Raw genomic sequence first — 24253 nt, 5'->3', positions numbered from 1 at the left:
ACGGTAGCCGCGTTCCCACGCCATATCGTCAACAATTTCTGCGGATTACGTATGTTGCAGGTGGTTCAGATCCCGTAGCATCCGCTTGAGACATTTGACTTTATTTTTATCGCGTATTGCCGCTGAAAACTTACTGAGCTGAAAAAACGTTTTGTCACCAAAACCATCAATGACTTTGAAACAATATTCCTGACGCGTGGCATCCCAGGCGTAGACGATGTTTTTACAATGCAGGGAGTTAATAATGACACCGGTACTGACAAACCACGCTAAAAAAACATTCAACTTCTGCAATTTGCTGGCATCAAGTTCTTTGTTCAGGGCAAGCTGATAAAGCGTTTGCGCGATGTGACCATGCTCATCACATTCCTTAACCGTGAGTTGCCCTATTCCTTTATTTGTTTCAACAAGTCCTTCAATTTTTTGCATATAAAATGCGTCGGTTTGGTGACTCAACTTACATTCTTTGATGTCCCGAAAGACCTCACGTAGCTTGCTTTTATATTTCGCAATGCCTGGAATCACGATTTTGACCAGCAGTTTACTATCCTGTGGATGCTGGAAGACGTAGCGATCGTTACCTCGTGCCAGCAAGTCTTCATCTTTCAATATAAGTATTTGTTTCATAATATTTTTTTATTTTTACCCTACGTGAAATGGAGTTGCCTCAACGAAGAGTTGTCTCAGCCAAAAAATATTGTGTATCTATCTATTTCAATGGTTGTTAAACAAATAGCGTATTCATCCAATAAATAACTTTTGTAGTGACGTACTGAAGCAAAGTAACGGTGGATGTGCAGCAGGTTGAACGCCAGGAGATACTGTTGGAGAAATCCACGCCAGCTTTGTTTTTTTGATGTTGTTAACGAAGGTAAACAGCGGAAGGTATTCAACTAAGCGTCATTCACCGTGACCTATGGTGCTGCCACCAGAGGCCGCTCGCGAATGGATGAGGCCGGATGTTGGAGGGGAAAGAAGCCGAGGACATTGCAGACGATGGTTTCGTGCCAGTTACAAAATTGATATGACAGGGCGTAACACGTACAGGCAAGAATGTAAAAATTAGGGAGCCAAACTACGTTGCGTCAGATAACCAGATTAAACACTGCAAGGGAAAATCACTATGGATATCTTTCATACTAACTCCCAACAAATTGATTAAAAATCCACAGCAATACAATAATCATTATTTTCACATCAACCCAAAATCATTAACAATTCAGAGAAACGGTATCTGCCGATACTTCAACACTGTTCAAGAAATATAGATGATTCACTATGATGTTTATGCTCACCCTGTAGGTAATTTTTATACATCGTTGCAACATCAACACCGTAGATAACCGCTACCTGCGTTCTCTCCGCTGTGCGCCAGAAAACGACACCCGGACAATTAAAATTGAAACTCCTGCACGCCACAAATTTATCGTTCAGATGCCGGGAATCGTTTGTACAGAGTTGGTATTTCGACGTCAATAATGAGAATAACCCTGTAGCGAGTCACATTCATCGCTAACAATCTTCCGGTCGGTCCCCACTGTTCACAGGCCAGATTTGGCCGTAACCCCTCGTGCAGTACGAGGTTAAGGTACCAATGATTCAGGCGGAAACACTCTGCCGGCGCAGATGCCTGATCCCCAAAAGCATTGGTCCCAGAAGCGCAAAAGAGAAAACCAGAATAATCAGCTCAGGAAGCCAGAATGTAGAAATAATTATTAATACTATAATTTCCCAGTTGTGCAATTTTCCCGGCTTTTCGTACGTCATCAAGACATAAAATGTTGCAAAAAGACACAAAGCGAAAAGTGCGTAACAAATAGTAATCAAAAACATTCATAATCCTTTGTTTATAAGCTAGTAACTGCACTTACAAGTCAGAGCATGTCAACCCTGCGAAATATACAGCTTTTCCCTGCTGTTTAGTAGTCCCTTGAAACACCAGGAAATAGATGCCCGCGCAGAGAAGAGACAGGTTTAAGTATGTGTCTGGCACGGATACTAACGTTACGATAACTGGGCTCTGGTCAGGTTACTATGCCGATTACATAAGGCTTCCCTGGAGAAAATCCCGATGATTCAACAGGTAATGGCGTCATTGTAGGTAGTAGGAATTTCTTGCAAAGTACCAACAAAGTTAATTCTAAGCCACATGCAATCCATATTGGTTTTTACACTGCAAATAACCATAGTCACAATCTGATAACCTGGCCAGATGCCATCAGTAGCTTAATCAGACTAAAATCTAACCACATACATAAACACATGACATAATATTAATAAACATTAATTCATTGAGATTATGGCAATCATCGTCCATATCAGGGCCATGCCCCCGGCAGTTTCGAATACCTTGCTCGCCAGTTAACGGTCCTTAAGTACTGTCGCCAGGGTTGCACGGCTGTTTTTTCTTCAAATATAACATCAGATTATGCAGGCTAATATAGCTAGCCGTTCTTTGTTGGGTTCCGACAATATATTGCTTATCCACAATGTACAAGCTAAGTGCCCCGGTGCTTTCAGTTACGCTTCATATTTTACACCACTACTTTAATTATTAAACCTTATTTCTACAAGCACCGACAGTGTTCTTTATTGAAGAATACCATTTCATTAAGTTTAAATGACGGTATAAATCGAAATCTGCAGTATGAATAATTCATTAGATATATTTTTATCATTATTTTTAATGAGGTTGATACTGATTGTCTGGAGATGCGGGCGCTGAAGTCAGCGCCAGTTCTGGTTTTGAAGTGGTTAACGAAGGTTAACAGGAGGACGTACGCAATTAGTGCTTAACAATATACATAGTGCGACTGTATGCCACATCCTCTGGGTTGGTAATCGGATACCCTTTCAGCCACGGTTTAATTAAACGTCCGTTGGTGTACTGATAAATCGGCGCAATAGGTGCCTGTTCCATCAGAATTTTCTCCGCAGCGTTATAATCAGCATTCCGCGCTTTCTCTGTATTTTCCAGAGTAGCCTGGGTCAACACTTTATCGTATGTCGGATTATTAAAGCGGGAGATATTGCCCGTATGGGTCGATGTTAATAATGACAGGAACGTAGAAGGCTCATTGTAGTCGCCCACCCAGGAGGCACGGATAACATCAAAGTTGCCGGTATTACGACTATCAATATAGGTTTTCCACTCCTGGTTCTGTAGCCTCACATCCACGCCAAGATTTTTCTTCCACATGGAAGCCACAGCAATAGCAATCTTCTGATGGTTTTCAGAGGTGTTGTACAGCAGTGTGAGTTTAAGCGGTTTCTGCGGACCATAGCCCGCGGCACGCAGCAGCGTTTTCGCCTGGGCATTAAGCTCTTCCTGACTCATTTGTTCAAACGGAGAAGGTTCCGGGATAAATCCTGCCGTCACATCCGGCGTAAAGTGCCAGGCGGGTTTTTCGCCAGTTCCTAATACTTTCTCCGCCATCAGACGACGATCGATAGTCATACTGAGCGCCAGACGCACGCGTGAATCGGCAGTCGGCCCTTTTTGCGTGTTAAATGCATAGTAATAAGTACCAAGCTGCGGCGGCGTATACACCTGGCCCGGAATATCCTTCAATAGCTTCTGATACATATTTTTCGGGAAGGACTCAGTAATATCAATATCGCCAGCAAGATAGCGTTTGGTCGCAGCAGACTCCTGGTTAATCGGCAGGAAAGTCACTTTTTGCAGCACCGTTTTGGCGTTGTCCCAATAATGTGTATTCGGCACAACTTCCAGTTTCTCGTTAACCACACGGTCTTTCAGCACATAGGCACCGTTACCGATAAGGTTGCCTGGCTTCGTCCACTCTTTACCGCTTTCGACATTGGTTTTTTGGACAGGATAAAACGCAAAGCTCGCTGTCAGGTTGGCAAACCAGGGTAGCGGTTTGTCCAACTGCACTTTGAAGGTATGCGCATCCACCGCGCTGACACCTAACTTATCGGGCGCGGCTTTGCCATCGATGATCGCCTGGGCATTGTTGATCCCTGCTAGCGCGGCAAACCAGGCAAACGGCGATAGTGTTTTCGGGTCAACCAGACGCTGCCAACTGTAGACAAAATCCTGTGCCGTTACCGGCGTGCCATCGGCCCATTGCGCATTATTGCGCAACGTAAACGTCCAGATACGGTTATCATTACTCTTCCACTGTGTGGCGACACCGGGAATAATCTCACCCTTTTCATTCTGGTTGACCAGCCCTTCGAATAAATCGCGAATAACCTGAATTTCTGGAAGCCCAACGGCTTTTGCCGGATCGAGTGACGCTGGCTCATCTTTTATATGACGCACCAGTTCTTGCTTTTCTGCCAGTACCGTCCCGCTGGGAACATCAGCAGCCCAGGATAATGAAATGCTGCTAACCAACAGCGCACAACAGGTTACTGAAACAGAATGCTGCATAAGATACCCTCAATTCCGGCTACTAAGTGAATGTGTAATTATTTGTATCGCCAGCAGGAAATGCAATTAACTTCCGACAGGAAAGTGATATTACACCTGAAAAGATAAGTGTGTGAAAACGATTTGATTATCCATACATTTTGCACAACACTGCGAGTAACTATCCCAGCATTCAGAGATGACTATGACCGTTACCCGCCCCCGTGCCGAGCGCGGCGCATTTCCGCCAGGAACCGAACATTACGGACGTTCACTATTGGGCGCGCCGCTAATCTGGTTCCCGGCACCGGCAGCCGATCGTGAAAGCGGCCTGATACTGGCGGGAACGCACGGCGACGAAAACTCCTCGGTCGTTACCCTTTCCTGCGCATTGCGTACGCTTAATCCCTCCCTGCGTCGCCATCATGTGGTGCTGGCGGTAAACCCTGACGGTTGCCAGTTGGGTCTGCGTGCAAATGCAAACGGCGTAGATCTTAACCGTAACTTTCCGGCGGCAAACTGGAAATCTGGTGAAACGGTATATCGTTGGAACAGCAGCGCAGAAGAGCGTGATGTGGTGTTATTGACTGGCGATCATCCGGGATCTGAGCCTGAGACCCAGGCACTATGCCAACTTATTCACCACATTCATCCTGCATGGGTAGTTTCTTTCCACGATCCGCTGGCCTGTATTGAAGATCCCAGACACAGCGAATTAGGCGCGTGGCTGGCGCAGTCGTTCGAATTGCCGCTGGTAACCAGCGTCGGTTATGAAACGCCAGGCTCTTTTGGTAGCTGGTGCGCCGATCTAAACCTACATTGCATTACTGCAGAATTTCCGCCCATTTCATCGGATGAAGCGAGCGAAAAATACCTGCTGGCAATGTCTAATCTTTTGCGCTGGCATCCTTGAGATGAAGCTGTCCGGTTGTAAAATGCAAGGCAGGCTCCACGTCTCTGGCCAGCCATGTTGGGCCATCCAGATCGGCAAAGCTGACCTGTGACGTAAGCGGCAATGCAGCGCCGATCGCCCTTGATGTACACAACATACAGCCCAGCATGAGTGCAAATCCCTGCTCGCGGGCTTCGGTCGCCAGCGCCAGCGCCTCCGTCAGTCCGCCTGTCTTATCCAGTTTGATATTGACCATTTCATAGCGTCCATGCAGCGCTTTCAGACTGCTGCGGGTATGGCAGCTTTCATCTGCACAGACAGGCAGCGGATGCACGAAATTCTCCAGCGCGGCATCATCATTAGCCGGCAGAGGCTGCTCCAGCATCGCAACGCCTAAATCCGCCATTAACTGGCAGCGTGCGGCCAGCCCTTCAGCACGCCAGGATTCATTAGCATCAACAATGATTGTCGCCTCAGGCACAGCCGCCCGGATCGCAACCATCCTTTCGCTGATTAAGTGTGCATCCAGTTTGACTTTCAGCAATCTGGCACCGTTATCCCATAGCGCAGTCGCGCTCGCCGCCATCTGCTCCGGCGTGCCAATCACGACGGTTTGAGCGGTCGTTACTGTTGCATCCAGTTCAGTACCAACGTAGTCGGCCAGAGACTGTTGTTGCTGACGCGCATTGAGATCCCAAAGCGCACAGTCAACGGCATTACGCGCCGCCCCCGCGGGCAGCAATGCCTGCAGCGCTTCACGCGTCACACCGTGTTCCAGTTGCGGCACAACACTCATGATTTGAGCCAGTACCGACGCATCGCTTTCGCCATAGCGAGGATAAGGCGTACATTCTCCAACGCCCTTTACACCATTCTCTTCCAGTTCAACCACCACCACATGCGCTTCGGTCCTGCTCCCGCGGGCAATCACAAAGGGAGTGTGTAACGGCCAGGCTTCCTCATACACCTTAACTGATCTCATTTGTTTTCCTTAATGCAGTCCCTGAAGCGGATATCCGCAAATAGCGTTTGCCGTGTTAACTGCTGATGGCATAAACTAGCCTTGACGTTAACTATATGTAAACAGGAAGATAACCATGTCACAAACCGTTCATTTCCAGGGCAACCCGGTTGCAGTTGCCGGCTCTATTCCTCAGGCTGGAAGCAAAGCCCAGGCTTTTACCCTTGTGGCTAAAGACCTGTCTGACGTTACGCTGGGCCAGTTCGCAGGCAAGCGCAAAGTGCTGAATATTTTCCCAAGCATCGATACCGGCGTGTGCGCGGCATCAGTACGTAAGTTTAACCAACTGGCGACAGAAATCGACAACACCGTCGTACTGTGCATTTCAGCCGATCTGCCATTCGCCCATTCTCGTTTTTGCGGCGCGGAAGGTCTGAGCAACGTTATCACGCTGTCCACCCTGCGTAACGCTGAATTCCTGAAAAACTACGGCGTTGAAATTGCCGAAGGTCCGCTGAAAGGTCTGGCTGCTCGTGCCGTTGTCGTTATCGACGAAAATGACAACATCGTGTTCAGCCAACTGGTCAATGAAATTACCAACGAGCCTGACTATGATGCAGCGTTGGCCGTGCTGAAAGCCTAAGTTGCCCTGAATACAAAAATGCCTCCGGATGGAGGCATTTTTATTTGCATCATTATTCTTCGTTTTTTTTCTGCTGACTCAAACCATACTCGCGTAACTTATTGGCAATCGCGGTATGTGAAACCCCCAGGCGTTTAGCCAGTTTACGCGTGCTGGGATAATTCATATAAAGCTGCGTCAACACAGAACGTTCAAAGCGGCTGGTGATCTCATCCAGCGACCCTTCCATCACGTCTTCTCCGACGGCAACTGTCGCAGCATCATAATCCGGCAATAAGATATCCTGCGGACGCAGTTCATAGCCCTCAAGCTGAGTTAACGCCCGATAGATAGCATTTTTAAGCTGACGCACATTGCCCGGCCAGCCGTAGCGGGTGAGCACCGTGCTGAGATCGGCAGACAACTTCGGACGCGGTACACCCTGCTCATCGGCAAAACGCGCTACAAACAGCTCTGTGAGTGGCATAATATCCTGTGGGCAATCGCGTAGCGGCGGCAGATTAAGCGTCAGGACATTCAGACGATAATAGAGATCTTCGCGGAAAAGACCTTTCTGCACCAGTTCCACCAGGTTCTTTTGCGTCGCGCAGATTACACGAACATCAACATGAACTTCATGATCTTCACCCACGCGACGGAACGTCCCGTCATTGAGGAAGCGCAGCAATTTCGTCTGCATGCGCGGCGACATTTCGCCAATCTCATCCAACAACACTGAACCGCCATTCGCCTGCTCGAAGAACCCTTTTTTACCTTCCGGGGCGTGACCAAACAGTTCGCTTTCTACCGCATCTTCAGGAATAGACGCGCAGTTCAGCGCCAGATAAGGTTTTGACGCACGTGGGCTCGCCAGATGGCAGGCATGCGCAAAGAGATCTTTGCCCGTACCGGTATTCCCGGTGATCAGCAGCGGCGCACTCAGCGTCGCCAACTTGCGCGCCTGTTCAACAACGTGTTTCATTTTGGCGCTTACGGCAATAATCTGGCTGAATGCGCTCAGATCCTGGGTGGTCATGTTTTGCAATTGACGGCCCATGCGGAGGGTAGAACGCAACATGACAACGGCACCGGTCAGCATTTGCTCCTGATTTTCGCCCTGCAAATGGACCGGCGTAATTTCCATCAGGAAGTTCTGTCCGTTAATCACCACATGTTCACTATGGGAATCCTGCGGATTACTTTCCAGCCAGCGCTGGAAGTTAAACCCATTAATGAGCTGTGCCGCCGTGTGGTTGCGCATCCGCTCCTGGGGATGGGCAAAAAGCTGGCAACTTGCCGGGTTTGCCATCTCCACTTTACTTTTCATATCCAGAGAAAGAACGGGTTCAGGCAATGCTTCAAGCAACGCGCTAAGCGCCAGATGTTCGCGTTCGGAAGGCATCCAGGGCACGGTACGGACGTCCGTTACCCCTGCGATGCGGCGGATTTCAGCCATCAGGCTGCTGAAGTTAGTGAACTCCAGCTCCGCAAAATTAAGGTAAATTCGCCCGATGGGGTCAATCTCGATACCGCGTAAATCAATGCTTCTCAGCACCAGTAAATCGAGCAATTCGCGGGTCAGACCAAGACGGTCTTCACAAAAGACTTCCAAACGCATAGGAACCTTCACCTGGACAAGGGATTATGTATTAAATGATAAGCCAGTATTGGGTTAGCAGGAAGGACTCTGTCAACAAATATTGACAGCACGCTGGAAAATTGGGCGCCGGGGCGTAAAGTTATACGATCGGCACCCGTATTTACTCAACTTTCACGCGGGGATTTGTTCTTTTGTAAGGTCTCTTTCACCTGACCGATCAACTGACGGCGGAAATCCCCCAGTCGCGGTTTATCATCATCAATCCACGGTAATGGACGGCACAGCTCCATCGCTTTAATCCCCAGACGCGCTGTTAACAAGCCCGCGCCAATACCCTGCGCGGCACGCGTGGATAACCGGGCCGCTAAATCCTGCGACATCCAGTCCATCCCCACTTCCCGCACCAACTCGCTGGCCCCGGCAAAAGCGATATTTAGCAGTACCAGACGAAACAGGCGCAGGCGGCTGTAATAGCCGAGTTCGATGCCATACAGCGTAGCTATACGGTTAATCAACCGCAGATTTCGCCAGGCAATAAACGCCATATCCACCAACGCTAACGGGCTGACGGCAATCATCAGCGTGGATTCCGCCGCAGAACGACTGATCTCACGTCGTGCTTGCGCATCCAGCACTGGCTGCACCAGGTGGGCATACAGGCTCACAACTTCCCTATCATTCTGCGTTTCATGGATAGAGGCATACCAGCGTTGTAGCGTAGGATGAGACTGATCGATACCCGCCTGTTGTGCCAACTTTTCACAAAATGCGCGGCCTTTTCCGGTTCCGTGACTGTGTAACAGATCACGCGCTTCATCACGCTCGTGTGCGCGTTGACGTAAACGCCACAGCCGACGCCACTCGGTTGCCACCGACCCAACGCCTGCGCCAATAATCAGCGCACCCGCAGCACAGCCCCCCAGCGCGACCCAGTCCTGAGTCTGCCAGGCGTTCATGGTCCACTGCACACCCTGAGCGACAACGCTTACGCCAAACAGTGCCAACCCGCCCATCACCATCTTGCGCCACAAACTGCGTTTAGGGCGAAGGGCCGCATCAATAACGGCTTCTGCCTGACCTTCGTCTTCCAGTGGTTCGTCCACTGTCGCCGGAGAAAAAGTCTGCGCCTCCGTATCGTTGAACATTTTCTGTGCTTTAAATGCCGTGTTTGGTTCCACTTCCAGTGGACCTGAGAAATCGATACGCGGTTTTAACGGCTCGCTCATCGCAATTTATCTCCTATTAAAAACTCCAGCGCGGCATCCAGGCGAATATGCGGTAAGGGTTTATCTACATCCATGACCTGCGGGCGAAAGGCTTCAAACTGGAAACCCTGGCGATCCCAAAAAGCCTGGCCAGGTAAACGCGCAGGGACTTCTCCCGGATAGACGGTCAACGGCTCGCCGTCGCTCAGGCGATTGCCGCGCAACGCGGGGATCTTCTCGCCCTTCACATCAATCAGGCCGCTGGTGGTTGCCTGCACCGATGCCAGTCCCAGACAGTCCATACTGATGCCTTCAAACGCAGCATTTTGCCAGGCGTCCTGAATCAATTGCTGCAACAACGACACCATATTGGCATGTTGATCGACCGTAACGTGGTCGGCCTTGGTGGCAGCGAACAGCAACTTATCGATTACCGGCGAGAACAACCGGCGGAACAACGTGCGCTGACCATAATGAAAACTTTGCATCAGTTGTGTCAGCGCCAGTCGCATATCGTTAAACGCCTGTGGTCCGCTGTTAAGCGGTTGCAGGCAATCGACCAGCACAATTTGGCGATCAAAGCGCAGGAAGTGATTCTTGTAGAACCCTTTCACGACCTTTTCGCAGTAGTAATTAAACCTGTCGCGTAACATACCTGCGTTGGTATGTTTATCCGCCTGTGCCAGTTTTGACTCACCAAAAGCATCAACATCCGGCCACGGGAAAAATTGCAGCGCAGGTGCGCCAGCCATGTCCCCCGGCAGCACAAAGCGCCCGGGCTGAATGAAATGCAATCCCTGCTGTTTGCACTGATGCAGATAATCTGTCCACGCCGCGGCGATTTCCGCCAGACGGTTTTCGTCAGCAGGCGCCAGCGGGTCAAGCCCCTCGCATAGCTGCCGCCATCTGGCCGACCATTCACCTCGCTGGCCCTGCAATAATCCGGTCATTTGCCGTGACCAGCCAAGGTAATCCTGGGCCAGCATCGGTAAATCGAGCAGCCACTCCCCCGGATAATCGACGATCTCCAGGTACAACGTGGACGTATCTTTAAAGTGACGCAGCAAAGAATCGTTGGATTTGTAGCGCAACGCCAGGCGAATTTCACTGACGCCACGCGTTGGCGTCGGCCAGGTTGGCGGAGAGCCATAAAGCTGCGCCAGTCCCTCATCATAGGTAAAGCGCGGAATACCAAAATCGCGCTGAGGAACCCGCTTTACGCCAAGCAGACGCTCTTCACGCACACAACTGAGCAACGGCAGGCGCGCACCGGCATGAATATTGAGTAACTGGTTTACCATTGCGGTAATAAACGCTGTTTTACCGCTGCGGCTAAGTCCTGTGACAGCCAGGCGCAGATGCCGATCTACGCCGCGATTAACCAGCGAGTTGAGTTCATTTTTAAGTCGCTTCATCGCCATCCCGTTATGCTGAAGGAACCGAAGAAATTATAACAAACAGGGAGCAAACATAAGGTTTAATACTGAGTTATCAACTCCCTGAAAGAAATCAGGCGACATCATTCATGTCGCCTTTAGCCAAAAGAAAGCATGCGGATTATTTATTCTCTACTTTAGGAAGATGAATCCCGCTAATACCGCCTTCGTTGGTTACCTGTGTATAGCCCATCCCGGTCAGCATATCTTTTGCCATCCCGGATTGACGACCTGAGTTGCAATACAACTTCACGGTGTCGGTCTTATCAGGGACTTCTGCCGCAATTCGTGCCTGCAAATCCTTTAAAGGGATGTTGATGGCCCCCTGAAGGTGTTCCTGCTGATATTGTTCAGGAACACGAACATCAATCCAGTGCTCGGCCGCAAATACCGGCATCCCGATGACCAGCGCTAGTGCGAATACTCCTTTTTTCAACATAGTATCGTTCCGTTAAATGATGGAAAGTCACCTAACACTATATACTTGATCTTAAGGAAATATTGCGAGCATGCTATCACTGGCCGTAGCGTTGGGAAATTTTCCTGGCAACCTTGCTCAATAATGGCTCCAGTACCAACACCAGCAACATTTTTAACGGACGGCGGGCCACTGATTTCACCGCCCACCCCGCAACACCTGCGGGGCCGTAGCGAAGCGCAGTCAAAAGTACCAGCTTGCCTGCTATTTTAAAGCCCGGCTTAACCCTTTGCCCGGCACGTTGCCAGCGATTATTCATTTCAATCCTCACAATTGACGGAAACGACTGCGCAATGTGAAGGTGTCCGATGTCACATAACGCTCCATTTCACGCAAACGCTTTTCACTCGCGGCCAGTTCACGATCGACGGAATCTAGCAGTTCCCCGCTTGATGGCTGTTGGTCGCCGGATACGACGTTGTCCGGCATTGGGTCCAGCACAAACGTCAACACGATATAGGCAACTACGGTGAAAAAGGCCAGACCAAAAAAGACTGACAGTACCACCAGGATCCTTACCAGCTTCACGGGGACATCAAGATAGTGCGCAATACCAGCACAGACCCCTTTAACCATGCCCTGCTGCGGGATACGCCACAGCTTTTTGTTCAGGTTAACGCCCCCCATTAGCGGTCCCTCCAGTTTGGATGTTCGGCATCAAGGATATCTTCCAGCGCCTGAATACGTTCACGCATACGCTGTGCATCATTGTTGAGCTCTACCAGACGTTGCTGATCGCTTTGCGACAGTTCACCACGGCTGGAACGATTGCTGTAATGCAGCCACAGCCAGATCGGCAAAACGAACAGCACAAAGATAGTTAACGGAATGGCCAGAAATAGCGCGCTCATGAGTACTCCTTACAGGTGATGAGCGGCGGCGCGTTCGGGCACCGCCAGATGTTATTATTGCTTGTCTTGCTGCATTTTGGCTTTAAGCTGCGCCAGCTGCTCGCTGATTTCATCATCTGCTTTCAGGCCAGCAAATTGCTGATCCAGAGATTTTTGCTTACCGAAGTTATGGCTTTCGGCTTCCGCTTCCATCTGATCAATACGGCGCTCAAAAGATTCAAAGCGGGCCATTGCTTCATCCAGTTTGCCGCTATCCAACTGACGACGGACATCACGAGAAGAACTCGCCGCCTGATGACGCAACATCAATGCCTGCTGACGAGCCCGGGTTTCACTGAGTTTATTTTCCAGCTCACCAATCTCTTTTTTCATCCGCGCCAGCGTATCGTCAACCAGCGTGACCTCATGCTCCAGAGAGGCAATCAGGTCAGTCAATTTCTGTTTTTCGATTAACGCAGAACGCGCCAAATCTTCTTTCTCTTTGCGCAGCGCCAGCTCCGCTTTTTCCTGCCACTCCGCCTGCTGCGCACTGGCCTGTTCAATCCGGCGGGACAGCTGTTTTTTTTCTGCCAGTGCACGCGCTGAGTTAGATCGAACCTCAACCAGCGTGTCTTCCATTTCCTGAATCATCAACCGCACCAGTTTCTGCGGATCTTCGGCCTTTTCCAGCAACGCATTAATATTGGCGTTCACGATGTCGGCAAAACGAGAAAAAATACCCATAATGTAATCCTCACTTACTGTTCTGATATCGGGCAATGCCCTGCTGCTTCCATAATGCACTTGTCGTGCCAACTTTTTATATTATTGATTTTTAAGATAATATCTAATTTTACCTGACGAGATAATTAGGGTAAATTGGTGAATAACACTAACAAATGGTGAATTTCATCATGGCAGGATACAAAGATACTCTTCTGGGGGAAGCAAACAGCTTCATTGAAGTGCTGGAACAAGTCTCCCATCTGGCCCCCCTGGAAAAACCCGTGCTGGTTATCGGTGAGCGTGGCACAGGAAAAGAGTTAATCGCCAACCGTCTGCACTACCTTTCCACTCGTTGGCAAGGACCGTTTATTTCTCTTAATTGTGCGGCGCTGAACGAAAATTTACTCGATTCCGAACTCTTCGGCCATGAAGCTGGCGCTTTTACCGGAGCGCAAAAACGCCATCCTGGCCGCTTCGAGCGCGCCGACGGTGGCACACTTTTTCTTGATGAACTGGCAACCGCACCGATGTTGGTACAGGAGAAATTGCTGCGCGTTATTGAGTATGGAGAGCTCGAGCGCGTAGGCGGTAGCCAGCCGCTGCAGGTTAACGTGCGCCTGGTCTGTGCCACCAATGCCGACTTACCGAGAATGGTCAGTGAAGGTACTTTCCGCGCAGACCTGTTGGATAGACTGGCCTTTGATGTCGTGCAACTTCCACCTTTACGGGAGCGTAAAAGCGACATCATGTTGATGGCCGAACATTTTGCGATTCAAATGTGCCGCGAGATTGGATTACCGCTGTTTCCCGGTTTTAGCACACAAGCCAGAGAAACACTTCTCCACTATCGCTGGCCGGGCAATATCCGCGAATTGAAAAACGTTGTTGAACGCTCGGTATACCGACATGGTACCAGCGATTATCCGCTGGACGAGGTAGTGATAGATCCGTTTAAGCGCCACACTACAGACGTTCAGCAGCAGGAAACCCCCTCTACAGCGGCAACGTTACCGCTGGATCTGCGCGCATTCCAGCAACAGCAAGAAAAGACGTTTCTGCAAACCAGCCTACAACAGGCAAAATTTAACCAGAAAAAGGCCGCCGAACTGCTTGGGCTGACGTACCATCAGCTCCGCGCGTTGCTTAAAAAACACCAGATTTAGCGATGCATTACCAACCGTTAAGCGCCTTCATGTGCAAAATCCTCCACAAAGCACATTGAAATAGTACCGTTTAACGGTTCCCACATATCATCAATCTTGCATAAGTTTCATACTGACCCCATAATGAATGAACGTTCATTCACATAATCACTACAAGGCGACCAACACGGATACGCCTTGAGGATCCTCTTTAGAAACTGACAGCAGGTAAATTATGGCTAAAAAAACGCTTCGACTTTCCTTCCCCCAGTGGCAGGGAGGCAACAATCCCCCCTATCATCTCGGATCACTTCTGTTGTCCTTTCTCTCGCCTGAAGCGAAAGGCCCCGTCGAGGATGTTCCGGTTGCTTTACCTGAAAGCGAGCCGCTGAGTGTAATAGATGGCATTACTGGTAAACCACAGATTCTTAAACAGTTGAACGATGCGGTGACGCGTATTGAAAAACACGATCCCGACGCGATTGTCGTATTGGGCGGTGACTGCCTGGTTTCTTTGGTGCCCTTCGCGCATCTGCTGAATAAGTACGGTGATAAGCTGGGCGTGCTTTGGATCGACTCTCACCCCGACGTGCAGACGGCTGAACAGTATCCAAATGCGCATGCCCATGTACTTGGCGCACTGATTGGCACGGGCGATAAAGATTTAGTGGATCACGTCACACACAAGGTTTCGCCGTCAAAAATTATGATTGCCGGCATTCACAATCCACTGATATACGAAAGCGACTATCTGGCCCATCACCGGATTGCGACGGTTGGCCCTGATGATGTCAAAAACGGTGCCAACGAGGTTATGGAATGGATTGCCCGCGAACACATTGAATATCTGGCGATTCATATTGATCTGGATGTTCTGGACCCGTCACTTTTCCGTTCTGTTTTGTTCGCCAAACCAGGCCGAGGGGAACATGATTTTGGCGATGTGGCTGAGGGTAAGCTGACTATTGAAGAGGTGCTTAAACTGGTTAATCTTGCCACTGCAAACGCCGAGGCCGTCGGGCTTACCATTGCTGAACATCTGCCGTGGGATATGGTGAACCTGAAGAACATGCTCAGTGCATTACCTCTCATGAAGTAACGCAAGATATCGATAAATCTCATCGCTGGTTCCAGGCCTCAAAGCACGGTAAAGTTTCGCCATAGATTCAAAGATAAAGGTCGATATGCTAAAGAATACTGAAACCTACCATAAGCTTATTACCGCTGCCGCAGCCTGTTTTGCTGAGAAAGGATTCAATGCAACCAGCGTGCGCGAAATTTCCACGCGTGCAGGTATCAGCCAGGGAGCCATGTACACTTACTTCAAAAGTAAGGATGAGCTTATTCGGGCAATCGTTCTGGAAGAGCAAAACACTGCGCTGGCTGCCCATAATGAGCCCTGTAGCGGATCGTTTTTTGATCGTCTTTGCAAGCAGGTCGTTTCTTGCATAAGCGATGTCGGTTACCCTGTCACGCACAACCTTTGGATAGAGATCATGGCCGAATCGGCACGCAATCCGGAACTCAGGGAAGCGTTTATCGCCAGTGATAACATCATGCGACAAAGCATTGCGGGAATAATTGCGCAAGGTATCGCCGCAGGAGAGTTTCGTCAGGATATTAACCCACAAGCGATAACCATCATTCTGTTTGCATTTATTGACGGACTGATTGCCCGTAAGGCTATTAACCCTGCGTTCTCATTGGAAACAGATGTACCAGCGTTCCCTGATTTAATGTCAAAGTTGCTTAAATAAAATACTTCCCGAGCCTGCTTTCTGATCTTTCCCCTGCCCACTTCGCGCCAGAAGTGGGCATTGCGGGCGTCAACACAATCAATACATAAAGTATCAATTTATACAATTGTCGGTGAATTGCAGCTGAACTCCCGACCACGAGTAAAAGCAAAAAATCATTTCTGCGCACTCATCATTCCTGCCCGACATCACAGCCATAAATCCTAACGTTATACAAGCATTTCAGCGGGTATGCCGATCGTTTTACGTCGTCCACAGGGCCATGTCGTTGAAAAAAGAGACTGGATGCCAGGATGACGATGGTGTATAAAATAATACAAACAGTATTATTTTATACTAAATGAATCATCAATACTTAAGCTGGAGATTGAACCATGCCCACCAATATTACCCAGAACACAACCACGGATAGCTTCCCGCCAGCAGGCCATTACTCACATAGTGTGACTGCCGGAGGATTCGTTTTCATTTCTGGACAGCTACCTGTCACGACTAATGGCGAAAGAAAAGCGGATGCTTCTTTTGAAGAACAGACCAGACTGGCTCTACAGAATGTTGATGCTTGTCTGGCAGGAGCCGGCGTTTCCCGTCAGCACCTGGTATCGGTACGCGTCTATGTCACGGACATTAATCAGTGGCCGACGTTTAATCGGATCTACGGCGAATGGATCGGTGATTCCCGTCCAGCCCGTGCTGTCGCTGGCGTTGCAGAGCTTCATTACGGCTTTGCCGTAGAAATTGAAGCCATTGCGTTAGCACAACAAGTGTGACTATTAACTGTTACAGGTGAACAACAATGACTGAAATGACACTACCTGATTACCACGATGTTGCCGCGGCCGCTGAGCGTATCGCAGGTTATGCGAACAAGACACCGGTTATGACATCACGAACGGTGAATGAAGAGTTTGGTGCTGACGTTTTCTTCAAATGCGAAAACTTCCAGCGGATGGGGGCATTTAAGTTTCGCGGCGCGATGAATGCTTTGCGCCAGTTTACACCAGAACAGAGAGCAGCCGGCGTCGTGGCTTTTTCATCCGGAAACCATGCTCAGGCAATTGCCCTGTCCGCAAAATTACTGGGTATTCCGGCGACAATTATCATGCCGCACGATGCGCCAGCCGCTAAGGTTGCTGCCACGAAAGGGTATGGCGGACATGTCGTGATGTACGACCGTTATACTGAAGATCGTGAAAAAATTGGCCGGGATCTGGCAGAAAAACAGGGACTAACGCTGATCCCACCTTACGATCACCCGCACGTTATTGCAGGCCAGGGTACTGCCACGAAAGAACTGATTGAAGAAGTTGGTGCTCTGGATGCCCTTTTTGTTTGTCTGGGTGGTGGCGGTCTTCTATCTGGTTCCGCACTGGCCGCGCGACACTTGTCCCCTGATTGTCTTATCTATGGTGTGGAACCTGAGGCAGGCAACGACGGTCAACAGTCGTTTCGCAGTGGCAAAGTTGTGCACATCGATACGCCGAAAACCATTGCAGATGGCGCGCAAACCCAACATCTAGGACAGCATACCTTTCCACTGATCCAGAAACATGTTAACGATATTCTGACGGTTTCAGATGATGAATTAATTGCCGCAATGAAATTTATCGCGGAACGAATGAAAATGGTCGTGGAGCCAACAGGCTGCCTTGGTTTTGCCGCCGCGAGAGCGCGAAAAGCAGGCCTTCGGGGAAAGAGAATCGGCATTATCATCAGTGGTGGCAATGTTGATATCAACCGCTACAGTGAATTCCTTGCAGGGTAATCTCATTAAGGTATCTGCGGTGCGGATACCTTATCGCTATACGCCTGTTCCAGTCTGGAAAAGAAGCCCCAGGACGCTGTAAACTGGCCGCCATAATGGCAACAGGCATCACTGCAGGAGACTGGCATGCCAAAAACCGACGATAACTCGCTACTCAATCAAATTGAAACCATCGCCAAAGGACTGAGCGATACCTTCTCTCCGTTTTGCGAGGTTGTGGTTCATGACCTCAAGAACCCTGAGCATGCGATCTTATCCATACATAATAATCTGTCCGGTCGCAAAGCTGGCCAGCCCGCAACGGAGCTTGGACTGGCGCGGATCGCATCACCTGATTTTCCTAGCATCGTTGCCAACTACAGCAATCAGTTTGCTGATGGTCGCCCGGTAAAAAGTACCTCTATTGGCATCAAGGACGAACAAGGCAAATACATCGCGGCGCTATGCCTGAATGTTGATATGACGCTATTTCGCGGGATGCAGAGTGCGCTTGCACGGTTTACTGAAACCGAGTGCTCACCTGTCAGCGAACACCTCGATCCTGGCAGTAATGAAGTGATTCGCCAGCGTATTGATAACTTTGCGGCTGAACGTGCAACAACGGCGCGAGCGCTGAAAACAGAAGACAGAAAGGTACTGATTCAACAATTGCGTAAGGAAGGTTTACTGAACGTACGAAAATCCATGGATACAGTGGCGCAGCATCTGGGAGTGTCCAGAGCAACCGCATACCTGTACGCCCGTCAGGCTAACGCTATCGGCGAATAAGTTGGTCGTTTAACTGGCGAGCAGCGAACTTCACGCATTGCGATCTGACCAATTCTGAACTGGGTGATTTAGATATTCGGGGCGTCGATTTACAAGGCGTTAAGATAGATAGTTACCAGGCCTCTTTGATCATGGAACGGTCTGGGCGGTTAGCCCTGGTTAATCAAGCCCGCAATACACCTGGGAGCGGTGAATCCCCGCCCCCTACGTATCTGTTCTGTTACCCTTCAGGCATTGCTGAAGAGTGGTGGGTGGAAATTTTCCACGCCTTCCCATCCCATGCGTAAGTAAACGTATAACGGGCCGAAACAGTCGATTTGTCTGCGAAGGTGAAGGTATAGGTACCAGCATCAATCGCCTTATTACAGCCAAGACGAATGGTACGACTGTCAATTTTCCCGGTCGGTTTCTTTGCCAGAAAATGTTCAAAATAATCCTCACGCTCAGCATCTGTTAAGCGGGCTTTATTCGACACCGTGGGAAGTAATACTGCATCACTAAGATAATTTTCAGATACTGTCTTCGCGTTACCCGTTTTCAGTGATTCATTCCACTTGTCGAATAGCGCTTCGATTTGCGCTTTGTTCACCTTCACACATTCTGGGGCCGGAGTCGCAAAAACGGGGCCCGATAAAAGGATCAGTGAACAAGCAAAACCAAGTAATTGCTTCATAGTAATCATTCCATTAATGGTTAGATGGCCACAAGAAGGTCATTGATAACCGGATAGTCAAATCACCTGTAATAACCAATAGAAACCATTAACATACGCCGGGTGTAGAAAATAAAGACGTTAAATAAATGAGTAATTAATACAATGAAATAATTAGATATTTTGGCGTTGATGCTCTGTATTTAACATAAACCACTACCTGAATGATTATAGTTCAGCATGCATATGATTTCTGTCCCCCTTCCCGAATCTCTTTAACGCTATCCCTTCCTTACGTTTCGGTACTTGCGACACCCCTGCACATAAATTTGGCATAGCTATACCCTCATGAAACTCGCGCTTCGTTTATTACGGGTCAGATGAGGCATGAAAATGCTAAGATAGTTTATGAGTTATATTCAAAGTGGAGCGCTGGTATGAATATTGACCAGGCCGCGACGTAGAATTTGCAACTAACTGTATGGTTGCCCCCAAACTCAAACGGTAATGGCGAATGTCATTAAATATTAGTAAGATAGCTTCTTTATTCATAGTCCCTTAAAATTATGCGCCTGGTTTTATCAACTCTGATCGTAATGGCTGGACTTCTGAGTGGTCAGGCTGTTGCCGCGCCTCTGCAGACCACGCACGCTGATATTCGTGACAGCGGCTTTGTCTATTGCGTCAGCGGGCAAGTCAATACATTCAACCCACAGAAAGCGAGCAGCGGCCTGATTGTCGACACTCTGGCAGCCCAACTCTATGACCGGCTACTTGATGTGGATCCGTACACCTACCGACTGGTGCCAGAACTGGCTGAGAGCTGGGAAGTGCTGGACAACGGCGCAACCTACCGTTTCCACTTGCGCCGCGACGTTTCGTTTCAAAAGACGGCCTGGTTTAAGCCTACCCGTAAGCTAAATGCAGATGATGTGGTATTTACCTTTGAGCGCATATTTGACCGTCACCATCCGTGGCACAACGTCAATGGCAGCAGCTTTCCCTACTTCGATAGCCTGCAATTCGCTGATAACGTGCAAAGCGTGCGCAAGCTGGATAACAACACGGTTGAATTTCGTCTGACTCAGCCAGATGCCTCCTTCCTGTGGCATCTGGCGACACACTATGCCTCTGTAATGTCGGCTGAATATGCCACACAACTGGCCAAACAGGATCGCCAGGAATTACTCGACAGGCAGCCCGTCGGTACCGGACCGTTCCTGCTTTCAGAAAACCGCGCGGGGCAATATATTCGTCTACAACGTCACGAAAAATTCTGGCGCGGCACGCCCCTGATGCCACAGGTCGTTGTGGATCTCGGTTCAGGCGGCACCGGACGGTTATCAAAGCTCCTGACCGGGGAGTGCGACGTTCTGGCCTGGCCCGCGGCCAGTCAGCTCACCATATTACGTGATGACCCACGCCTGCGCCTGACGCTGCGTCCTGGAATGAACATTGCCTATCTGGCATTCAACACCAATAAACCGCCGCTGGATAACCCCGCAGTGCGGCATGCGCTGGCACTGGCCATTAACAACCAGCGTCTGATGCAGTCTATCTACTACGGTACGGCAGAAACTGCAGCATCTATTTTGCCCCGCGCCTCGTGGGCTTATGACAACGAAGCTAAGATTACTGAATACAACCCGGCTAAATCCCGTCAGCAGCTAAAAGCACTGGGACTTGAGAACCTGACGTTGCAACTGTGGGTCCCGACCAGCTCTCAGGCCTGGAATCCGAGTCCGCTGAAAACAGCGGAACTGATCCAGGCAGATATGGCGCAGGTGGGTGTGAAAGTGAAGATCATCCCGGTTGAAGGTCGTTTTCAGGAGGCGCGATTAATGGATATGAACCATGATCTGACGTTGTCCGGTTGGGCGACGGACAGTAACGATCCTGACAGTTTTTTCCGACCGTTGCTCAGTTGTGCCGCCATCAACTCACAGACTAACTTCGCACACTGGTGCAATCCGCAGTTCGACAGCATTTTACGCAAAGCGCTGTCTTCGCAGCAGCTCTCCTCGCGTATTGACGCCTATGACGAAGCACAAAATATCCTGGCGCAAGAGTTGCCGATCCTGCCGTTGGCCTCATCATTGCGTCTACAGGCTTACCGCTATGACATCAAAGGTCTGGTGCTAAGTCCGTTCGGGAATGCTTCCTTTGCCGGGGTTTCCAGGGAAAAGACTGATGAGGTGAAAAAACCATGATTATCTTCACCCTGCGCCGCTTCTTATTGCTGCTGGTCACCCTGTTCTTCCTGACATTCATTGGGTTCAGCCTGAGCTACTTCACCCCCCATGCGCCGTTACAAGGCGCATCGCTGTGGAACGCCTGGATATTCTGGTTCAACGGTCTGATCCACTGGGATTTTGGCGTTTCCAGTATTAACGGTCAGTTAATCTCAGAACAGCTGAAAGAGGTTTTCCCAGCCACGATGGAGCTGTGTATTCTTGCCTTTGGGTTTGCGCTGATGGTCGGGATCCCCATCGGCATGCTGGCCGGCATCACACGTAATAAATGGCAGGATCGCTGCATCAGCGCATTGGCTCTGATGGGGTTTTCCATTCCCGTTTTTTGGCTGGCGCTGCTGCTGACGCTCCTCTTCTCACTGACTCTCGGCTGGTTACCCGTTTCGGGACGTTTCGATCTACTTTACGAAGTAAAACCGGTGACCGGTTTCGCCATTATTGATGCGTGGATCTCTGACTCCCCCTGGCGCGACGAAATGTTGGTTAGCGCAATCCGTCATATGGTGCTTCCGGTATTGACGCTTTCCGTCGCGCCCACCACGGAGGTCATTCGCCTGATGCGTATCAGCACCATTGAGGTCTTCGATCAGAACTATGTCAAAGCGGCAGCCACGCGCGGTTTGTCACGCTTCACCATTCTGCGTCGCCACGTATTGCACAACGCACTTCCGCCGGTCATTCCTCGCCTTGGATTACAGTTTTCCACCATGCTGACGCTGGCGATGATCACCGAGATGGTCTTTAGCTGGCCAGGGCTGGGACGTTGGTTGATTAACGCGATTCGCCAGCAAGACTACGCCGCTATTTCGGCGGGTGTGATGGTGATTGGCTCCCTGGTTATTATCGTTAACGTCATCTCTGATATTTTGGGTGCTATGGCTAACCCTCTGAAACATAAGGAATGGTATGCCTTACGATAGCGTATATAGCGAGAAGCGCCCACCCGGAACGCTACGCACCGCATGGCGTAATTTTTATGGCGATGCTTCTGCGATGGTGGGTCTGTACGGTTGTGCGGGACTGGTCATTCTGTGTGTGTTCGGTGGCTGGTTTGCCCCTTACGGCATCGATCAGCAATTTCTTGGCTACCAACTGTTGCCACCGTCCTGGTCACGCTATGGCGAAGTGTCATTCTTCCTCGGAACTGACGATCTGGGCCGCGACGTATTAAGCCGTCTGCTCAGCGGCGCGGCCCCGACCGTTGGCGGTGCGTTTGTCGTTACCCTCGCCGCCACACTCTGCGGTCTGTTGCTGGGCGTGGTTGCCGGGGCAACGCACGGACTACGCTCAGCGGTGCTGAACCACATTCTGGATACCCTGCTGTCAATTCCATCGCTACTGCTGGCCATTATTGTGGTGGCTTTTGCCGGGCCACATCTGACGCATGCGATGTTCGCCGTCTGGCTGGCTTTACTGCCGCGTATGGTGCGCTCCGTCTACAGCATGGTACATGACGAGCTGGAAAAAGAGTATGTCATTGCTGCTCGTCTGGATGGCGCGAGCACGCTCAATATCCTGTGGTTTGCAATTCTGCCGAATATCACTGCCGGTCTTATCACTGAAATCACCCGAGCACTGTCAATGGCGATTCTGGATATCGCCGCCCTGGGCTTCCTTGATCTCGGCGCACAGCTGCCCTCCCCAGAATGGGGCGCCATGCTCGGCGATGCGCTGGAGTTGATCTATGTTGCGCCGTGGACCGTCATGCTGCCCGGAGCGGCAATTATGATAAGTGTGCTGCTGGTAAATCTGTTAGGTGACGGCGTACGCCGCGCAATTATTGCGGGGGTGGAATAATGCCATTACTGGATATCCGCAACCTGACAATCGAGTTCAGGACCGGTGACGACTGGGTGAAAGCAGTGGACCGCGTCAGCATGACGCTAAACGAAGGTGAGATCCGTGGACTGGTCGGTGAATCGGGTTCAGGTAAAAGTTTGATCGCTAAGGCCATCTGCGGCGTCGCCAAAGATAACTGGCGCGTTACCGCGGACCGCATGCGTTTTGATGATATCGACCTGTTGCGCCTTTCCGCCCGCGAGCGACGTAAGCTGGTCGGCCATAACGTGTCCATGATCTTTCAGGAGCCGCAGTCTTGTCTGGATCCGTCTGAACGTATTGGACGCCAACTGATGCAAAACATTCCCGCCTGGACTTACAAGGGGCGCTGGTGGCAACGTATCGGCTGGCGCAAACGCCGCGCGATTGAGCTGCTGCACCGCGTCGGGATAAAAGATCATAAAGATGCCATGCGCAGTTTCCCTTATGAGCTGACCGACGGTGAGTGCCAGAAGGTCATGATCGCCATCGCACTGGCAAACCAACCTCGCCTGCTGATTGCAGATGAACCCACCAATGCGATGGAACCCACAACCCAGGCGCAAATTTTTCGTCTGCTGACTCGACTGAATCAAAACAGCAATACCACCATTTTGTTGATCAGCCATGACCTGCAAATGCTCAGCCAATGGGCAGACAAAATCAACGTAATGTACTGCGGACAAACGGTGGAAACCGCGCCCAGTAAAGATTTGGTGACGATCCCCCATCACCCTTATACGCAAGCGCTGATTCGCGCCATTCCTGATTTTGGTAGCGCAATGCCGCATAAAAGCCGCCTGAATACCATGCCAGGAGCAATTCCGTTGTTAGAACAGTTGCCCATCGGCTGTCGTCTGGGGCCGCGTTGCCCTTATGCGCAGCGAGAATGCATTGAAACCCCAAGGCTGACCGGAGCAAAGAATCATCTCTACGCCTGTCATTTCCCGCTGAATATGGAGAGAGAGTGA

The 24253-nt window shown here is 50.1% G+C and carries 24 protein-coding genes and 2 pseudogenes; 14 read left to right on the top strand and 12 right to left on the bottom strand.

The window, feature by feature from the left end; translation table 11 throughout:
- Window positions 1–45: 45 nt before the first annotated feature.
- Window positions 46–627, bottom strand: coding sequence for a YrbL family protein (locus tag SK32_RS04665; protein ID WP_048211528.1), 582 nt, complete (start codon window positions 625–627; stop codon window positions 46–48).
- Window positions 628–913: 286 nt separating this feature from the next.
- On the opposite strand from SK32_RS04665, the pseudogene SK32_RS26385 reads away from it, so the two are divergent.
- Window positions 914–1025 (top strand): annotated as a pseudogene (locus tag SK32_RS26385) (SOS response-associated peptidase); the annotation flags it as partial.
- Window positions 1026–2785: 1760 nt separating this feature from the next.
- Here the strand turns inward: SK32_RS26385 and mppA are convergent.
- Window positions 2786–4399 (bottom strand): murein tripeptide ABC transporter substrate-binding protein MppA, encoded by a 1614-nt coding sequence (gene mppA / locus SK32_RS04655; protein WP_048211526.1) that lies wholly within the window; start codon window positions 4397–4399, stop codon window positions 2786–2788.
- A 184-nt stretch (window positions 4400–4583) separates the two neighbouring features.
- Between mppA and mpaA the strand changes: the two genes are divergently transcribed.
- Complete coding sequence (gene mpaA, locus SK32_RS04650; RefSeq protein ID WP_048211525.1) at window positions 4584–5291, top strand: murein tripeptide amidase MpaA; 708 nt, start codon at window positions 4584–4586, stop codon at window positions 5289–5291.
- Here the strand turns inward: mpaA and ycjG are convergent.
- Window positions 5266–6252, bottom strand: coding sequence for an L-Ala-D/L-Glu epimerase (gene ycjG / locus SK32_RS04645; protein ID WP_048211524.1), 987 nt, complete (start codon window positions 6250–6252; stop codon window positions 5266–5268). The genes mpaA and ycjG overlap by 26 nt on opposite strands.
- 115 nt (window positions 6253–6367) lie before the next feature.
- Here ycjG and tpx point away from each other — a divergent pair, with 115 nt between their 5' ends.
- Window positions 6368–6874 carry a thiol peroxidase gene (gene tpx / locus SK32_RS04640; RefSeq protein ID WP_040230898.1) on the top strand — a complete coding sequence of 169 codons (507 nt, stop codon included), beginning with the start codon at window positions 6368–6370 and terminating at the stop codon, window positions 6872–6874.
- A gap of 52 nt (window positions 6875–6926) precedes the next feature.
- Here tpx and tyrR read toward each other — a convergent pair whose 3' ends face one another.
- The 8 genes from tyrR to pspA all read right to left on the bottom strand — a co-directional run bounded on the left by tyrR (window position 6927) and on the right by pspA (window position 13146).
- Window positions 6927–8471, bottom strand: coding sequence for a transcriptional regulator TyrR (gene tyrR, locus SK32_RS04635; protein ID WP_048211523.1), 1545 nt, complete (start codon window positions 8469–8471; stop codon window positions 6927–6929).
- A 146-nt stretch (window positions 8472–8617) separates the two neighbouring features.
- On the bottom strand, window positions 8618–9679 hold the full coding sequence (locus SK32_RS04630) for a YcjF family protein (RefSeq protein WP_048211522.1): 1062 nt from the start codon (window positions 9677–9679) through the stop codon (window positions 8618–8620).
- On the bottom strand, window positions 9676–11073 hold the full coding sequence (locus SK32_RS04625) for a YcjX family GTP-binding protein (RefSeq protein WP_048212579.1): 1398 nt from the start codon (window positions 11071–11073) through the stop codon (window positions 9676–9678). The genes SK32_RS04630 and SK32_RS04625 overlap by 4 nt, the downstream gene beginning before the upstream one ends.
- 142 nt (window positions 11074–11215) lie before the next feature.
- Entirely contained in the window at window positions 11216–11533 is a 318-nt protein-coding gene (gene pspE / locus SK32_RS04620; protein ID WP_048211521.1) for a thiosulfate sulfurtransferase PspE, read from the bottom strand.
- A gap of 76 nt (window positions 11534–11609) precedes the next feature.
- Entirely contained in the window at window positions 11610–11831 is a 222-nt protein-coding gene (gene pspD / locus SK32_RS04615) for a phage shock protein PspD (RefSeq protein ID WP_040230893.1), read from the bottom strand.
- An 8-nt stretch (window positions 11832–11839) separates the two neighbouring features.
- The gene (gene pspC / locus SK32_RS04610; protein ID WP_048211520.1) at window positions 11840–12199 is read right to left on the bottom strand and encodes an envelope stress response membrane protein PspC; all 360 of its coding nucleotides are present in this window, start codon (window positions 12197–12199) and stop codon (window positions 11840–11842) included.
- On the bottom strand, window positions 12199–12423 hold the full coding sequence (pspB, locus tag SK32_RS04605) for an envelope stress response membrane protein PspB (RefSeq protein WP_048211519.1): 225 nt from the start codon (window positions 12421–12423) through the stop codon (window positions 12199–12201). Before pspB ends, pspC begins: the two co-directional genes overlap by 1 nt.
- 54 nt (window positions 12424–12477) lie before the next feature.
- Complete coding sequence (gene pspA / locus SK32_RS04600; RefSeq protein WP_048211518.1) at window positions 12478–13146, bottom strand: phage shock protein PspA; 669 nt, start codon at window positions 13144–13146, stop codon at window positions 12478–12480.
- Between the two features lie 155 nt (window positions 13147–13301).
- Between pspA and pspF the strand changes: the two genes are divergently transcribed.
- From pspF to SK32_RS26380, 7 genes and pseudogenes are all read left to right on the top strand, one after another.
- Window positions 13302–14291: a phage shock protein operon transcriptional activator gene (pspF, locus tag SK32_RS04595; protein WP_163190173.1), complete on the top strand. Its 990-nt coding sequence runs from the start codon at window positions 13302–13304 to the stop codon at window positions 14289–14291.
- Window positions 14292–14505: 214 nt separating this feature from the next.
- Window positions 14506–15369: an arginase family protein gene (locus SK32_RS04590; protein ID WP_048211516.1), complete on the top strand. Its 864-nt coding sequence runs from the start codon at window positions 14506–14508 to the stop codon at window positions 15367–15369.
- A gap of 85 nt (window positions 15370–15454) precedes the next feature.
- Window positions 15455–16027, top strand: a complete 573-nt coding sequence (locus SK32_RS04585) for a TetR/AcrR family transcriptional regulator (RefSeq protein ID WP_048211515.1) — start codon at window positions 15455–15457, stop codon at window positions 16025–16027.
- Between the two features lie 374 nt (window positions 16028–16401).
- Window positions 16402–16797, top strand: coding sequence for a RidA family protein (locus tag SK32_RS04580; protein ID WP_048211514.1), 396 nt, complete (start codon window positions 16402–16404; stop codon window positions 16795–16797).
- 26 nt (window positions 16798–16823) lie between these two features.
- A complete protein-coding gene (locus SK32_RS04575; protein ID WP_048211513.1) occupies window positions 16824–17792 on the top strand; it encodes a threo-3-hydroxy-L-aspartate ammonia-lyase in 969 nt (322 codons plus the stop codon).
- Window positions 17793–17918: 126 nt separating this feature from the next.
- Window positions 17919–18560 (top strand): helix-turn-helix transcriptional regulator, encoded by a 642-nt coding sequence (locus tag SK32_RS04570; protein ID WP_048211512.1) that lies wholly within the window; start codon window positions 17919–17921, stop codon window positions 18558–18560.
- Between the two features lie 5 nt (window positions 18561–18565).
- Window positions 18566–18706 (top strand): annotated as a pseudogene (locus SK32_RS26380) (pentapeptide repeat-containing protein); the annotation flags it as partial.
- A gap of 74 nt (window positions 18707–18780) precedes the next feature.
- Here the strand turns inward: SK32_RS26380 and SK32_RS04565 are convergent.
- Window positions 18781–19233: an SgcJ/EcaC family oxidoreductase gene (locus SK32_RS04565; RefSeq protein ID WP_048211511.1), complete on the bottom strand. Its 453-nt coding sequence runs from the start codon at window positions 19231–19233 to the stop codon at window positions 18781–18783.
- A gap of 545 nt (window positions 19234–19778) precedes the next feature.
- Here SK32_RS04565 and sapA point away from each other — a divergent pair.
- The 4 genes from sapA to sapD are packed head-to-tail and all read left to right on the top strand — an operon-like array spanning window position 19779 to window position 24253.
- The gene (gene sapA / locus SK32_RS04560) at window positions 19779–21422 is read left to right on the top strand and encodes an ABC transporter substrate-binding protein SapA (RefSeq protein WP_048211510.1); all 1644 of its coding nucleotides are present in this window, start codon (window positions 19779–19781) and stop codon (window positions 21420–21422) included.
- Window positions 21419–22384 carry a peptide ABC transporter permease SapB gene (gene sapB / locus SK32_RS04555; protein ID WP_005126482.1) on the top strand — a complete coding sequence of 322 codons (966 nt, stop codon included), beginning with the start codon at window positions 21419–21421 and terminating at the stop codon, window positions 22382–22384. The genes sapA and sapB overlap by 4 nt, the downstream gene beginning before the upstream one ends.
- Window positions 22371–23261 (top strand): peptide ABC transporter permease SapC, encoded by an 891-nt coding sequence (sapC, locus tag SK32_RS04550; RefSeq protein ID WP_005126480.1) that lies wholly within the window; start codon window positions 22371–22373, stop codon window positions 23259–23261. Before sapB ends, sapC begins: the two co-directional genes overlap by 14 nt.
- On the top strand, window positions 23261–24253 hold the full coding sequence (gene sapD, locus SK32_RS04545; RefSeq protein WP_003020556.1) for a peptide ABC transporter ATP-binding protein SapD: 993 nt from the start codon (window positions 23261–23263) through the stop codon (window positions 24251–24253). The genes sapC and sapD overlap by 1 nt, the downstream gene beginning before the upstream one ends.

Origin of the sequence: Citrobacter sp. MGH100 (assembly GCF_001034465.1) — a bacterium.
Classification (GTDB): domain Bacteria; phylum Pseudomonadota; class Gammaproteobacteria; order Enterobacterales; family Enterobacteriaceae; genus Citrobacter; species Citrobacter youngae.
This window is presented reverse-complemented; position numbering and strand designations above follow the sequence as displayed.